Origin of the sequence: Modestobacter sp. VKM Ac-2982 (assembly GCF_026967935.1) — a bacterium.
In the GTDB taxonomy this organism is placed as follows: domain Bacteria; phylum Actinomycetota; class Actinomycetes; order Mycobacteriales; family Geodermatophilaceae; genus Modestobacter.
On the sequence record NZ_JAPVBL010000002.1, the window covers coordinates 810,489 to 824,154 of the forward strand.

Consider the following 13,666-nt stretch of genomic DNA (forward strand, 5'->3'; position numbering starts at 1 on the left):
CGGGCTCGCCCGGGAGGGCGCCCCCCGGGGTGCCACACGGCGGTCACGCGCGGCGGCGGCCGAGCCGGTCGAGCTCCCGCAGGCCGGGGGTCGACTCGATGACCCGGGTGAAGCTGACCTTCTCGCTGGCCAGGGTGAGCGCGGTGACCACCCCGAGCAGGCCGGCGCGGGTGCCCCGGCCCTCCAGCGCGGCCAGCCGCAGGCCGAGCAGCGCGCCGACGGCGTTGGCCCCGCAGTCGCCGAGCATGACCCGCTCGCCGAGGTCTGCGGGCAGCACGGCCAGCCCGGCGCCCAGCGGGCCGGCGACCAGCCCACCGGCGGGGCCGCCCACGGTGGCCGCGGACAGCAGCACGGCGACCTTCGCGGCCCGGCCGGGACGCAGGTCCAGCAGGTTGACCAGGTTCGCCGTCCCGGCGACCAGGCCGGTGGTCAGCACGCCGTCGACGACGGCGACGGCCCCGGTCCCCCGGCGGGTCAGCACGGCGGCGACCGCCGCGGCCGCACCGATGCCGGCGACCTTGACCGCCCCTGCCGACACCCGTCCCGCGCGGAGCGCGGCGAGGTGACCGGCCAGGCCCTTGTCCCGGGCCTGCTCCGGCCGGGCGCCGGCCAGGTCGTCGTAGCCGCCGACCACCCCGGCGACGGCACCGACGACGGCGGCTGCCGCCCGCTGACCCGCGGGGGCGCCGAGCACCGCCGACCCGGTCGCGGCGGCGGCCAGCACCGGGCCACCCAGCAGGGTCACCGGGCGCCCGGCGTAGTTGGTGCGCCGCCACGGTGCCCCGGCCGGCCGGCCCGTCAGCGCACCCGCAGCGGCCAGCCCCGCGCGCGCGGCCACGGCGGCCCCGGCGGCCACCGCCGTGCGCCGAGTGGCAGCGCCGCTCACGAGACGGGAGCTGCTCACGAGACGGGCGTGGGCACCGGCTGGGTGCCCTCCCCGATCCCGTACTGGCCGGAGTTGTCCGTCGACTCGGCGACGAGCGCGAGCACGGCGCTGATCCGGCCGGCGGGGGTGTCCACGTTGTCGATGGTCGACAGGCCGTCGGAGAGCGGGCGGTCGGCACGGACCGCACCGACCAGACCGCCGTCCTCCACCGCGGCGAGGTCGCCGGCGACCACGGCACCGGAACCGCGGGCGTCCAGGGCGGTGGCCAGCTGGACCAGGGCGGTGGTGCGCTCCTCGGCGTCGTCACCGGTGGCGGTGCCCGCGGTCAGCAGCACGGCGAAGTCGGCGGCGGCCACGGAGGACGTGTCCCGGCTGAGCACCTCGAGCTCCTCCAGCCCAGCCAGCACCGAGGCGGTCGCCGCGGGATCGGGGACGAGGCCCGCGTCCTCGCTGCCCTGGCCGGGGACCATGAGCACGTCGGCCAGCACATCGGCCAGGAGCTCGCCGGTGTCGTCGGTCTCCGCCGGGGTGGTCCCCGGCGGCAGCCCCGGGCCGGTCAGGTAGCTGCGCAGGCCGGCCTCGTTGGCCGGGTCGCCGAACCCCTCCGGGAGCCGCACGGCACCGGTGACGGTGGCCCCGGCGTCGGCCAGCAGTCCGGTGACCCCCTCGACCACCTCGGCCGGGACCTCGTCGCTGCCGATGACCAGCAGCACGCTGCGGTCGATCAACGTGCCGGCGACCAGGCTGGGCCCGACGGCCTCCTCGAAGCCGCCGACCTGGTCCAGGGCGACCTGCAGCTGCTGGGTCTCGTCCTCCAGCATCCGCTTGTCCTCCTGGAGGGCGGCCACCTGGTTCTGCAGGTTCGTCAGCACCGGCCCGTTCAGCTGGGTGGTGCCGATGACGATCCCCAGGGCCACGGCCAGGAAGACCGCGATCAGGGAGACCAGGTGGTAACGGAAGTCGATCACGAGAAGAGGTTCTCCAACCAGAACACGAAGCTGTCCCATTGGTCGATGAGCAGGTCGAGGTAGACGCGGCCGGCGGTGGACACGGCGAGCGCGGCGGTGATCGACAGCAGGGCGGCGAGCACGAGGAGGACGAGGGCCAGGGTGGAGATCCGGCTGCGGTACAGCCGGCTGACCCCCTTGGCGTCGACGAGCTTCCCGCCCAGCCGCAGCCGGGTGAGGAAGGTCGAGGCCATGCCGCCGCGGCCCTTGTCCAGGAACTCCACGAGCGTGGCGTGGGTGCCGACGGCGACGATCAGCGTGGCGCCCTTCTCGTCGGCCAGCAGCATCGCGATGTCCTCGCTGGTGGCCGCCGCCGGGAAGGTGATGGCCTCGACGCCGAGGTCGGTGACCCGCTGCAGACCCGGAGCCCGGCCGTCGGGGTAGGCGTGCACGACCACCTCGGCGCCGCACCGGAGCACGGAGTCGCTGACCGAGTCCATGTCGCCGATGATCATGTCCGGCTGGTAGCCGGCCTCCTTGAGCGCGTCGGCGCCGCCGTCCACGCCGATGAGCACCGGGCGGTAGTCCCGGATGTAGGGGCGCAGCGCCTGGAGGTCCTCCTTGTAGTCGTACCCCCGGACGACGACCAGCACGTGCCGGCCCTCGATCTGGGTCGTGACGTCGGGGACGCCCACCCCGTCGAGCAGCAGCGCGCGTTCGCGCTTCATGTACTCCATGGTGTTGGCGGCGAAGGCCTCCAACTGCGCCGAGAGGCCGGCCCGCGCCTCCGCCATCGCCGTGGCGATCGTCTCCGGGGTCTGCTCCACGCCCTCGGCCACGACCGTCTCGCCGGCGTACAGCCGGTTGCCCTCCAGCCGGACCTCGGTGCCCTCCTTGAGCTGAGCGAGGACCTCCTTGCCCACGCCGTCGACCAGCGGGATGCCCGCCTCGACGAGGATCCCGGGGCCCAGGTTGGGGTACCGGCCAGAGATGCTCGGCGAGGCGTTGACGACCGCCGCGACCTTGCCGGCCACGAGCGAGTCGGCGCTCACCCGGTCGATGTCCAGGTGGTCGATCACGGCGATCTCGCCCGGCCGCAGCCGCTTGGTCAGGTTCTTGGTCCGCCGGTCGACGCGGACTGTTCCGCTGACGCCGGGAGCCGCGTCCGACGACCGTCCGCGCCGCAGGGTGCCGATGCGCATGGCGTCCATCGTCCCACGGGACAACAGGTGCCCAGCCCCCCGACGCGCGAGCGGGGTCGACCAGTCACGTTGAGTGAGCGACACCAGGTACGGGGCGACTCGCCGTGCTGATGACCGCGCGTCGCTGCCCCGGGACGGGACCGGCTCGTCACTAGCGTGACTGCTGTGACTGCAGGGGCCTCCGCGCGCCGGAGTACAGCGACCGACCTGCTCGCCGACGACGCCGCCGCGCCGGACGTCGAGCCCACGAACACCGTCGCCCGCGGGCCGGCGGGCGCACCCGCCGGAGACGCGGAGCCACCGTCCGCCCGGGTGGTGCCCTTGCCGTCCCGGCCGCCGGTGCCCGCCGCCGTCCTGCCCACCCCCGTCACGGTGCCTCCTGTCACCGCGCCTCCTGTCACCGCACCTCCTGTCAGCGCGCCCACCGGCGCGGCGTCCACCTCAGCGGTGGAGCCGAACACGACGGAACGTCTGCCGGCCGAGCCCACGGCCGAGGTCCCGGCCGACCGGGCCTCGGAGGCAGCCGGTCCGCAGGCAGCTGACGCCGCGGATGCGTCCGGCCCCGGCCGCCGGGCCCGTCGCCGGGAACGGCGGGGCCCCGACCTGCGGGAGCAGCGGCGTTTGCGCACCCGCGAGGCCATCGTCGATGCGGCGGCCGAGCTGTTCGCCGCCCGCGGCTTCGACCACGTCAGCGTGCTGGAGATCGCCCAGCGCGCCGGCGTCGTGGAGAAGACCGTCTTCAACCACTTCCCGGTCAAGGAGGGGCTGGTCTTCGAGGCCGACCCGCCGATGCGCGCCGCGCTGCTGGACGCCGTCCGCCGGCGCCCGGCCGGAGAGTCCGCGGCCACCGCGGCGGGCAGCTTCGTCGTCGCCGCGGTGAGCCAGCTGGGCTCCCCCGCGGCAGCCGAGGGCGTCGCGGAGATGGCCCGCGTCATCCGCGCCAGCCGGACGCTGCAGGCCCGGGAGCGGGAGATCCTCGGTGCGCTGACCGACACGCTGGCCGAGCAGATCACCCTGGAGACCCGCGCCTCCGCCGGGGAGCTCGAGCCGTGGCTGGCCGCGAACGCCGTCATGGGGCTGTACTCGGCGCTGCTGGAACTGGCCCGGGACCGGGTGCTGGCCGGTGCGTCGGGTCAGGAGCTGGTGGCCGAGCTGCGGGCCCGCGGCCGGCGTGGGCTCGCGCTGCTGCAGTTCGGCCTGGCCGGGTACGCCAAGCGCCCCTGAAAGAGGACCCCCTCGCCCCCCACCCCTCGCAGGCTCGCGGCGGTGCCCTACGAGGGGGCCGGAGGTCAGCGGCCGCGTTCGGCTGCCACGGCGAGGAGCTCGCGGGCGTGCGCCTGGCCGGTGTCGCTGTCGGCCAGGCCGGACAGCATCCGGGCCAGTTCCCGGACCCGGTCCTCGTCCCGCACCGCCCGGATGTCGGTGGCGGTGACCCCCAGCGCGGTGTCCGGTGACTTGTCCACCACCAGGTGGGTGTCGGCGAACGCGGCGACCTGCGCCAGGTGGGTGACGACGACGACCTGGTGCTCCCGGGCCAGCCGGGCCAGCCGTCGGCCGATCTCGCCGGCGGCCTGACCGCCCACCCCCGCGTCGACCTCGTCGAAGACCATCACCGGCACCGGGTCGGCGCCGGCGAACACCACCTCGATGGCCAGCATGACCCGGGACAGCTCACCGCCCGAGGCACCCTTGTGCACCGGCCGGGCCGGGGCACCCGGGTGCGGTGACAGCAGCAGGACGACCTCGTCGGCGCCCTCGGGGCCGGGCTGGTCCGGGTCGGTGTCGATCCGGAAGGAGACCTGCGCGTTCTTCATCGCCAGCCCGGCCAGCTCCTCCCCCACCTCGGCGGCGAAGCCCTCCGCCGCGGCCTGGCGGCCCGCGGTGACCCGGGCGGACAGGGCGGCCAGCTCTGCGCGGGCGGCGTCCCGCTCGGCCTCCAGCGTCGCCAGCGCCTCGTCGGAGACGTCGAGCTGGGACAACCGGTCCGCGGCGTCGGCGGACCAGGCCAGCACCCCGGTCAGCCCCTCCCCGGCGTCGGCGTACTTGCGGACCAGCGCGGTGATCGCCGCGCGGCGGTCCAGCACCTCGGCCAGCCGCGCCGGGTCGGCGTCCAGGTCGGCGACGTAGCTGGCCAGCTGCACGCCGACGTCGGAGACCACGGCCACCGCGTCGGCGAGGTCCTGGGCGAGCAGCACCAGGGCCGGGTCGTCGGAGGAGGCCAGCGCCCGCTCCGCGGTGGCCAGCGCGCTGGTGGCGTCCTGCGGGAGGTCGCCGTCCCCGCCGAGGTCGCCGGTGACGTCGCCGACGAGGGCCAGCCGGGCGGTGTCGGCGACCTCCCGCAGCGCGTCGGCGTCCCCGAGCCGCTTGGCCAAGGTGTCGAGGTCGACGTCCTCACCCGGCTCCGGTGCGAGGGCGGCGATCTCCTCCAGGCCGTGCTGCAGCACGTCGGCGGCCTGGGCCAGCTCCCGCGCCTGGCCGCGGCGGCGGTCCAGGTCGTCGGCCAGCCCTCGCCAGGTGGCGTGGGCCGTGCGGTGTTCCTCGACCAGGGCAAGGTGCGCCGCGCCCGCGTACCGGTCCAGCGCCCGCCGCTGCTCGGCCGGGCGGGTGAGCCGCAGCTGATCGGTCTGCCCGTGCACCGCGAGCACGTCCTCGGCCAGCTCGGCGACCACGCCGACCGGCACGCTGCGGCCACCCAGGTGCGCCCGGGAGCGCCCTTCGGCGCTGAACGTGCGGGCCAGGATCAGGCTGCCGTCCTCGTCGGGCTCGGCGCCGGCGTCGGCGGCGCGGGCCCACACCGGAGACTCCGGCGGCAGCACCAGCCGGCCCTCGACGCCGGCCCGGACCCCGGCGCGGATCCGCCCCTGGTCCGCCCGCCCGCCGAAGAGCAGGCTCAGGCCGGTCACCACCATCGTCTTGCCGGCGCCGGTCTCCCCGGTGACCACGGTCAGGCCGGGGCCGAGCTCCAGGGTGACGTCGTCGATGGAGCCCAGCCCGTGGATGTGCAGTTCCGACAGCGCGCCGTTGTTCGACTGCGCGGGCCCCGGCTGCGGAGCCGACCGCTCACGCTTCGCCGTCCGGGTGGCCACCGCCCACCTCCTCCGGGGTCCGCAGGACGCCGTCGCTGGTGTTGACGTCGCCGGTGAGCACGTTGGTGGGCCCCTTCGGCGCCTCGTGGCCGGGGCCGTGTGACCGGGCGTCCCGGAAGCCGCGCACCGGCAGCCCGAACTTGGCGACCAGCCGGTCCCCGAAGGCGGTCGGGTTCATCCGGGCGATCCGCACCGGCCGCTCGGAACGCCGGACCTCGACGCGGCCGCCGTCCGGCACGTCGACGATCCGCCGGCCGTCGGCGGACACCCGGGCCCGCGTGCCGTCGGGCGGGACGGCGATGGTCAGCACCGACGTCGGTGAGGTGACCAGCGGCCGGGCGAACAGGGCGTGGGCGTTCGTCGGCACGAGCAGCAGCGCCTCCACGTCGGGCCAGACCACCGGGCCACCGGCGGAGAACGCGTAGGCGGTCGACCCGGTCGGCGTCGCGCAGAGGATGCCGTCGCAGCCGAAGCTGGTCAGCGGGTGCCCGTCGACCTCGAGGACGACGTCGAGTACCCGGGCCCGTTCGACCTTTTCCACCGAGACCTCGTTGAGCGCCCAGGTGCCCTCGCCCGTGGGCCGACCCTCGGCGTCCAGCACGGTCGCCTCCAGGGTGAGCCGCTCCTCCACGTCGTACTCGCAGCGCTGCACCGCGGCGATCATCTCCTCGACCGCCTCGGGCTCGGTCTCGGCCAGGAAGCCGACCCGGCCGAGGTTCACCCCGGTGATCGCCGCATCGGTGCTGCGCGCCAGCTCGGCGGCGCGCAGGAAGGTGCCGTCACCGCCGAAGACGAGCACGATCTCCACGCCCTCGGCCGCCTCGGGCCCGAAGGGGCAGACCTCCGCGCCGGGGACGGCCATCGCCTCGGCCTCGTCGTCGAGCAGCCGGACCACGATGCCGGCCTCGGCGAGCCGGGCAGCGGCGGACCGGGCGAGACCGACGATGTCGGCGCGTCCGGTGTGCACGGCCAGCAGCACCCGCCGAGGAGCCGGGCAGGCCTCGTCGGGGGTGCCCGCCGGTGCGCCTGGCTGGGGCTCGGTCACTGTGGTCCTTCCTGAACTGCTCGGGCGATGTCTGTCTGGTCCGGTGGGGGTGCATCCCGGCGGAGCCAGAGGAAGAACTCCACGTTGCCGGCCGGGCCGGGCAACGGGCTGGCCACCACCCCCGCGGTGCCCCAGCCGAGCTCGGCGGCGGCTGCCGCCACGGTGGCGACCGCGTCGGCGCGGTGGTCGGGGTCGCGGACGACGCCGCCCGAGCCGAGCCGGTGCCGGCCGACCTCGAACTGCGGCTTGACCATCGGCAGCAGGTCGGCGTCGAGCCCGGCGCAGCCGGTCAGCGCCGGCAGCACCAGGCGCAGGGAGATGAAGGACAGGTCGGCCACGACCAGGTCGGTGACGCCGCCGACCGCCTCGGGTGTCAGCTCGCGGACGTTCGTCCGCTCGTGGACGGCGACCCGCTCGTCGGTGCGCAGGGACCAGGCGAGCTCGCCGTACCCGACGTCGACCGCGACGACCTCCCGGGCACCGCGGCTCAGCAGCACCTCGGTGAAGCCGCCGGTGGAGGCGCCGGCGTCCAGGGCGCGCCGGCCCTCGACGGGGACACCGAATGCGTCGAGGGCACCGATCAGCTTGTGCGCCCCGCGGGAGACCCACCGGGGCTCGTCGGGATCGGTGCGGACGACGACGGGGGTGCCCGCCTCCACGCCGGTGGCCGGCTTGGTGGCGGCCTGCCCCCCGACGGTGACCCGCCCCTCGGCGATCAGGGCGACGGCGTCCTCGCGGGAACGGGCCAGCCCGCGGCGCACGAGCTCGGCGTCGAGCCGGCTGCGGCGGGCCATCAGAGCTGGTCGATGGTGGAGAGTTCGCGCTGCAGCCGCTCGTGCTCGGCCTCGAACACCGCGACGTGCTCGGCCACCGGCCGCCCGGCCAGGTCGGCGAAGGGGGGTGCTCCCGGGCCGCCGGGCGCCGTCGACCCCGCCGTGGCCTCCGGGACCGGGTCGGGGCCGGCCGGAGGGACCGGACAGGGCCGCGCGCCGCCGGGAGGGCTCGGGACCGGGCGTGGCTGGCCGGGCACGCTCACGGGCTCCTCCTCCACCGACGGTTTTCACCGGAGCCGGCAGCTGCCGGTCCCGGGGCGCCGAGGACTCGGCGACCACCTGGCAGGCTACCGGCCGCCACCGACCGGCGACGGCGCACCGGAGGAGTCGGTGGACCCGTCCCCGACCCACGGCCACGGCCTGCCTCCGCGGACCGCCCGGCCGGCGCGACGCCATCGCCGGTAGCGTCCCGCTCCGACCGACCGGCCGGGACGAGCCCGGTCATCGGCTGGAGGAGGCACCACACGTGGCGACGCTCGACGAGTGCATGATCGCCCTGGACGACTTCGTCGGGAAACTGGCCGCGAAGGAGGGCGCGCGGGACCTGGACCGCAGCGTCTCCTGCCGGCTGACCGACCTCGACCACGTGGTCGCCGGCCGGCTGGCCCGCGGCTCGGTGCACGACATGGCCGCCGTGCCGGACGGGCCGTCGGTGCCCAAGGCCGACATCCGGCTGACGATGACCAGCGACGACCTGCTGGCCCTGACGTCGGGGCAGTTGTCCTTCGGGCCGGCCTGGGCGTCGGGCCGGATCAAGCTCGAGGCAGGTCTCCGCGACATGTTGCGGCTGCGCTCGCTCCTCTGACCCGCCGGTCCCGCTGGCCTGCCCGACACTCACCCGCCGGTCAGGCCCCAGCCGGCCAGGACCTCGGCGGCCGCGTCGTCACCGGCGTGCGGCTCCGCCGTCCGCCCGTCTCCGGGGTGCTGCGCCCAGTGCGCGACGGCGAGGGCACGGAGACCGTCCAGCCCGTCGGCCCCCGGTCGCTCCGGCCCGGTGGCGCGCAGCGTGAGCTGTTCCCCGTCGCTGGCGGCCTCCCAGCCGCCGCACCGCCAGGCCCCCGCGGCCTCGACCGGGGTCACGGCCGGGTGCGCGACGAGCAGCCCGGCAGCATCGGCGGAGATGAGGTCCGGCCGGTGCACCGGGCCGGCGGCGAGCAGGTCGGCCGGAGTGGCCACCCCGGAGAACACGAGCAGGCTGGCCGCGTCGGCCCGCCGGGCACCCTCGATGTCGGTGTCCAGCCGGTCGCCGACCACCAGCGGCCGGCGGGCACCGGTCCGGCGGACGCACTCGGCGTGCATGGCCGGGTCGGGCTTGCCGGTGACCAGCGGCTGCTGCCCGGTGACCGCGCTGACGACGCCGACCAGCGCTCCGTTGCCGGGCAGCACGCCGTGCGGTGAGGGGATCGTCGCGTCGGTGTTCGTGGCGACGTGCCGGGCCCCCTGCCGCACCGCCACCACCGCCTCGGCCAGCTGCGCCCAGCCGACCTGCGGCCCGTAGCCCTGAACCACGGCGGCCGGGTCGTCCTCCGCCCGCTCGACCACCGTCAGACCGGCTGCGGACAGGGCGGCCGCGACGCCAGGACCGCCGACCGGCAGCACCCGGGCGCCCGGCCCGACCAGTCCGGCCACGACCGAGGCGGCGGCCTGCGAGCTGGTGATGACGTCGTCGGGCGCAGCCGGGATGCCGAGTTCGGTGAGGTGGGTGGCCACCTGCTCCGGCGTCCGCGCGGCGTTGTTGGTGACGAAGCCCAGCCGCATGCCCTCCTCCCGGGCGGTCTCCAGGGCCGCGGGCACTCCGGGCACGGCGACGGGGCCGACGTAGACGACCCCGTCGAGGTCGAGGAGGGCCACGTCGTAGGCCCGGGTGGGTGGGGTGTCGGTACCTGCGGCCAGGACCGGGCGGGCGTCGGTGGTGCGCGGGCTGGACCCAGCGTCAGAGCTCACGCCGTCATCCTGTCGCAGCGGCCCGGGAGTCGATCCTCAGGGCAGTTCCGTCGCCATCCCCCGCCGGGCCCGGACGCCGCGCAGGGCCCGGGCGTAGTGGCCCTGGTCGGGACGCATCGCCACGGCCAGCGCGAGGTGCTCGGCGGCGAGCTCCAGGTCGCCGGCCCGGCTGGCTGCCAGCCCGAGGCCGAACTGGGCGTAGTCGTCCGCCGGGTCGGCCGCGATCAGCGCGCCGAAGCTCTCGATCGCCTCGCGGTACCGGCCCGCGTCGTACTGGGCCCGGGCGAGCGCCTCCCGGACGCTCCGCGAACCGGGTTCGGCGGCCAGCGCGCGGACGAGCAGGGTCGCGGCCGCATCGGGGTTGCCGTCGCCCAGCAGGTGCAGCCCTCGCTGATACCAGTCGTAGACGCCGCCGTCCGGCTGTCCCGGGTCCACCATCGCAGCTCCTCCCCCGCGCCTCCCCGGCGCTGCACGCCCTGCCGTGTCGGCAGGCACCCCTCCGGTCCCCGGTGAGGGCGCTCCTACGATCGACTCCGTGCCCTCGACGACTCCCTGCCCACGACGTCGGCGGACGCCCCGCCTCCCGACGTGACGGGCCTCGACGTCCGGCCGTTCCGCGCCCTCACCTACCGAGAGCACGACGCCGACCATCTGGCGCGGGTGAGCTCACCGGCCTACGACCTGGTGAACCCGGCAGGGCGGGACCGCCTGGCCGCCGCCGATCCGCACAACATCGTCCGCCTGATCCTGCCCGACGTCGAGCCGCTGCCGGGACCAGAGGTGCCCCGCGCCGAGCGCGACCGTCGGTCCGCGGCCGTCGCCGGGGAGACGCTGCAGGCCTGGCTGGGCGCAGACGTGCTGGTCCGCGACCAGGTCCCCGCGCTGTGGCGGTACGAGATGACCACGCCGGGGACCGACCCCACGGTCGGCTGGCTGGGCGCGGTGACCCTGCCCGCTGCCGGGTCGGTGGCCGTGCTCCCGCACGAGGACACCTTCCCCCCGGCGGTGGCCGGTCGGGCCGCGCTGCTGGCAGCGACCGACACCGACCTGGAGCCGATCGTCCTCGCGCACGACCCTGACCCGGAGGTGGCAGCGCTGACCCGGCAGACCGGGGAGCTCGCGCCCACGCTCCAGGTCGCCGATCCCGACGGGGTGGTGCACCGGCTGTGGCGGGTCACCGACCGAGCGCTCCTGGACCGGCTGACCCGCGCACTGGCCGGGACCGCCGCCGTGATCGCCGACGGACACCACCGCTTCGCCGCCGCCCGCGACCACCAGCGCGGCCAGGCCGGGCACGGCAGCGTGCTGGCGCTGGTCACCCCGATGGGGGCCGGCGGGCTCCGCGTCCGGGCCATCCACCGGGTGGTGCCGGACCTCTCGATGTCGACCGCGCTGGACTCGGCGGCTGCCGGGTTCACGATCCGCGACGTCCCACCGTCCGGCGGCGTCCGGGCAGTGGTCGCGGACTGGCTGGACACCGGAGCAGACGGCACGTTCCTGCTCACCGACGGGCACCGGGTCGCCGAACTGTCCGAACCATCGCCGGCGATGCGGGCGGCCGTGCCGGTCGAGGCGCCCACGGCCTGGCGCCGGCTGGACGTCGTCCTCGCCCACGCCGCGCTGCTGGCCGGTCTCTGGGGGCGGCCGGACGACCCGTCGTCGGTGCTGGTCGCCCATGACGTCGAGGAGGCACTGCGGATGGCCGAGGAGCGGGGCGGGGTGGCCCTGCTGCTGCGTTCACCCTCGCCGGCCGATGTCGCGGCGGTCGCGCGGGCCGGGGCGCGGATGCCTCGCAAGTCGACGCTCTTCGTGCCCAAGCCCCGCACCGGCTTGGTGCTGCGCCCGCACGAGGACTGACCGCCGGCCGACCCGGACGGGCGAGCGAAAACAGCTCACCCCGACTGGGCGGATGGCCGTTGCGCTGCCCGGGCGACCTTGCGGCCGCGCCGGCAGGTGACCTCGTAGGCGACCGCCGTGCCGGTCGGGGTCCGCCAGAACCGACGCTGCAGCGCCCCCTCCACCTCGACCACGTCGTCGGTCGTCCAGGCCGCCGCGTAGCGCTGGAGGGCCGGCAGCAGGCTGACGCAGGTGATCACGTCGGACTTCGGCCCCCGCGGCCGCGGGCTGTCCCGGCGGACGACGAGCTTGAACACCAGCAGGGTGTCGCCGCTGGGCAGCGGGCGCAGCTCGGGTGCGGCGGACAGCCGACCGCGCAGGACGACGTCGTTCCGGTCGATGACAGCGAGGCTCATGCAGGAAGCCTCGCGGCCCGGAACGCACACCGGCCAGGTGCGCCCACGGTCTGTGGACGTACCTGGCCGGTGTGGACGACGGTGCTCAGTCCGTCGGTGGCTCCTGCTCCGGGGCGTCGTGCCCCGGCGCCTCCTGGAACAGGCGCGTGTGGTCCCGCTCCACGGGGGGCGGGGTCTCGCCGAGGAGCTCGGCCACCTCGGCCTCGATGTCATCGGCCGAGACGTCGCCGAAGTCGACGTCCGCGAACTCCACCCCGCCGATCTCGGCGGTGGGGAGCTGGGCGGCGTCCTCCGCACCGGGGTGGTCGCCGTCGGCCGGGTCCGCCGCCCCGTCCTGCTGCGCGACGGCCTCCTCCTGAGCGACCTGCTCCTCGACGACCCGGTCATCGGCGGCCGGACCGTCGACAGCCGGGTCGCCGGTGGCGTCGTCCTCATCGTCCTCGTCGGCGAAGAGGGCTGCGACGCCGGTGAGGTCGTCGGGGTCGGCTGCGGCGATGGCGGCGAACCAGTCGCCGGCCAGTTCCTCCTCACCGCGGGCGTCGAGCAGCTCGGCGTAGGCGGTGGCGAGTCGGAGCTGGCCGAGGTCCGGGTTGCCCAGCGCGGCCGGGGTCGGGCGTCCGCCGAGCGCAGCCTCCAGCACGAGTGCAGCGGCTGCCGTCTCTCCCAGGTCCTGCCGTGCCCCGGACTCCACGAGTCGCAGCTCCACGAGCTCCTCTTCGCCGGGCTCGGAGCTCAGCGCGTCCTGGACCAGCCGCAGGGCGTTCTCCGGCCGGCCGAGGGCGCGCTCACAGTCGGCCAGAACCGCGCGGTAGCTGTCGTCCCCGCTCATCCGGGCGTAGGCCCGCAGCTCACGGGCGGCCTCGGCGTAGTCACCTGCGTGGTAGGCGGCAACGCCGACGGCCTCGCGGACGGCGGCGATCCGGGACGCCCGGTCGCGAGCCGCGCGGGCGTGCTCGAGTGCCAGCTCCGGCTCGTCGTCGAGCAGTCCGCCCGCGGCGACGAGGTGCCGGGCCACGGTGTCGGCGTTGCGGGAGTCGAGCCCGCGCAGCGCCGACCGGACTGACTGGTCGAGGTCACGGGGGTCGACCCACTCCGGCAGAGCCGGCCCGGCGGGCCGACGTACTTCGGTCTCCGCGTCAGGCCGCCGGTCCTGCCCCGCGGGGCGGCCCTCCTGGGAACGGTCAGCACCCGGCCGGCGGTCCTGCCACGCCGGACGGTCACCCTGCGGACGCCCACCACCCTGCGGACGATCACCCTGCGGACGACCGGCACCCTGCGGACGGTCACCACTCGGGCGACGGTCCTGCCAGGAAGGACGGTCACCTTGCGGACGCCCACCACCCTGGGGACGGTCACCACTGGGACGACGGTCCTGCCACGCCGGACGATCACCCTGCGGACGCCCACCACCCTGGGGACGGTCACCACTGGGACGACGGTCCTGCCACGCCGGACGATCACCCTGCGGACG

The 13,666-nt window shown here is 76.0% G+C and carries 14 protein-coding genes; 3 read left to right on the forward strand and 11 right to left on the reverse strand.

Features of this window, described 5'->3' with window-relative positions:
* Positions 1 to 43: 43 nt before the first annotated feature.
* Genes O2W20_RS10650 through steA form a run of 3 tightly spaced genes read right to left on the reverse strand, consistent with a single transcriptional unit; the run spans position 44 to position 3,035 of the window.
* Complete coding sequence (locus O2W20_RS10650) at positions 44 to 904, reverse strand: hypothetical protein (protein ID WP_269172654.1); 861 nt, start codon at positions 902 to 904, stop codon at positions 44 to 46.
* Entirely contained in the window at positions 901 to 1,854 is a 954-nt protein-coding gene (locus O2W20_RS10655; RefSeq protein WP_269172653.1) for a copper transporter, read from the reverse strand. Before O2W20_RS10655 ends, O2W20_RS10650 begins: the two co-directional genes overlap by 4 nt.
* Positions 1,851 to 3,035, reverse strand: a complete 1,185-nt coding sequence (steA, locus tag O2W20_RS10660; RefSeq protein WP_269172652.1) for a putative cytokinetic ring protein SteA — start codon at positions 3,033 to 3,035, stop codon at positions 1,851 to 1,853. The genes O2W20_RS10655 and steA overlap by 4 nt, the downstream gene beginning before the upstream one ends.
* Before the next feature lie 165 nt (positions 3,036 to 3,200).
* Here steA and O2W20_RS10665 point away from each other — a divergent pair, with 165 nt between their 5' ends.
* Positions 3,201 to 4,259, forward strand: coding sequence for a TetR/AcrR family transcriptional regulator (locus O2W20_RS10665; protein ID WP_269172651.1), 1,059 nt, complete (start codon positions 3,201 to 3,203; stop codon positions 4,257 to 4,259).
* A gap of 65 nt (positions 4,260 to 4,324) precedes the next feature.
* On the opposite strand, the gene recN is transcribed toward O2W20_RS10665, so the two are convergent.
* From recN to O2W20_RS10685, 4 genes are read right to left on the reverse strand one after another with little or no spacing between them, the layout of a single operon-like run.
* The gene (gene recN, locus O2W20_RS10670; protein ID WP_269172650.1) at positions 4,325 to 6,121 is read right to left on the reverse strand and encodes a DNA repair protein RecN; all 1,797 of its coding nucleotides are present in this window, start codon (positions 6,119 to 6,121) and stop codon (positions 4,325 to 4,327) included.
* Positions 6,096 to 7,166 carry an NAD kinase gene (locus tag O2W20_RS10675; RefSeq protein ID WP_269172649.1) on the reverse strand — a complete coding sequence of 357 codons (1,071 nt, stop codon included), beginning with the start codon at positions 7,164 to 7,166 and terminating at the stop codon, positions 6,096 to 6,098. The genes recN and O2W20_RS10675 overlap by 26 nt, the downstream gene beginning before the upstream one ends.
* Positions 7,163 to 7,960, reverse strand: coding sequence for a TlyA family RNA methyltransferase (locus O2W20_RS10680; protein WP_269172648.1), 798 nt, complete (start codon positions 7,958 to 7,960; stop codon positions 7,163 to 7,165). The genes O2W20_RS10675 and O2W20_RS10680 overlap by 4 nt, the downstream gene beginning before the upstream one ends.
* Positions 7,960 to 8,202, reverse strand: coding sequence for a hypothetical protein (locus O2W20_RS10685; protein WP_269172647.1), 243 nt, complete (start codon positions 8,200 to 8,202; stop codon positions 7,960 to 7,962). The genes O2W20_RS10680 and O2W20_RS10685 overlap by 1 nt, the downstream gene beginning before the upstream one ends.
* Positions 8,203 to 8,465: 263 nt before the next feature.
* Here O2W20_RS10685 and O2W20_RS10690 point away from each other — a divergent pair, with 263 nt between their 5' ends.
* Positions 8,466 to 8,804, forward strand: coding sequence for an alkyl sulfatase C-terminal domain-containing protein (locus tag O2W20_RS10690; RefSeq protein WP_269158619.1), 339 nt, complete (start codon positions 8,466 to 8,468; stop codon positions 8,802 to 8,804).
* Positions 8,805 to 8,833: 29 nt separating this feature from the next.
* Here O2W20_RS10690 and O2W20_RS10695 read toward each other — a convergent pair whose 3' ends face one another.
* Together O2W20_RS10695 and O2W20_RS10700 are read right to left on the reverse strand one after the other, a co-directional pair.
* Complete coding sequence (locus O2W20_RS10695) at positions 8,834 to 9,943, reverse strand: HAD-IIA family hydrolase (protein WP_269172646.1); 1,110 nt, start codon at positions 9,941 to 9,943, stop codon at positions 8,834 to 8,836.
* A 36-nt stretch (positions 9,944 to 9,979) separates the two neighbouring features.
* Positions 9,980 to 10,381: a tetratricopeptide repeat protein gene (locus O2W20_RS10700; RefSeq protein ID WP_269172645.1), complete on the reverse strand. Its 402-nt coding sequence runs from the start codon at positions 10,379 to 10,381 to the stop codon at positions 9,980 to 9,982.
* A gap of 150 nt (positions 10,382 to 10,531) precedes the next feature.
* On the opposite strand from O2W20_RS10700, the gene O2W20_RS10705 reads away from it, so the two are divergent.
* Positions 10,532 to 11,800, forward strand: a complete 1,269-nt coding sequence (locus tag O2W20_RS10705; protein ID WP_269172644.1) for a DUF1015 domain-containing protein — start codon at positions 10,532 to 10,534, stop codon at positions 11,798 to 11,800.
* A gap of 35 nt (positions 11,801 to 11,835) precedes the next feature.
* Here O2W20_RS10705 and O2W20_RS10710 read toward each other — a convergent pair whose 3' ends face one another.
* Positions 11,836 to 12,195, reverse strand: a complete 360-nt coding sequence (locus O2W20_RS10710) for a single-stranded DNA-binding protein (protein WP_269172643.1) — start codon at positions 12,193 to 12,195, stop codon at positions 11,836 to 11,838.
* An 85-nt stretch (positions 12,196 to 12,280) separates the two neighbouring features.
* Positions 12,281 to 13,210 (reverse strand): tetratricopeptide repeat protein, encoded by a 930-nt coding sequence (locus tag O2W20_RS10715; RefSeq protein ID WP_269172642.1) that lies wholly within the window; start codon positions 13,208 to 13,210, stop codon positions 12,281 to 12,283.
* Between the last annotated feature and the right edge of the window lie 456 nt (positions 13,211 to 13,666).

Bases quoted from the DNA above. Each gene is read 5' to 3' on its own strand.
- steA (WP_269172652.1), bottom strand. From the start codon at position 3,035: ATGCGCATCGGCACCCTGCGGCGCGGACGGTCGTCGGACGCGGCTCCC.
- O2W20_RS10680 (WP_269172648.1), bottom strand. From the start codon at position 7,960: ATGGCCCGCCGCAGCCGGCTCGACGCCGAGCTCGTGCGCCGCGGGCTG.
- O2W20_RS10700 (WP_269172645.1), bottom strand. From the start codon at position 10,381: ATGGTGGACCCGGGACAGCCGGACGGCGGCGTCTACGACTGGTATCAG.
- O2W20_RS10710 (WP_269172643.1), bottom strand. From the start codon at position 12,195: ATGAGCCTCGCTGTCATCGACCGGAACGACGTCGTCCTGCGCGGTCGG.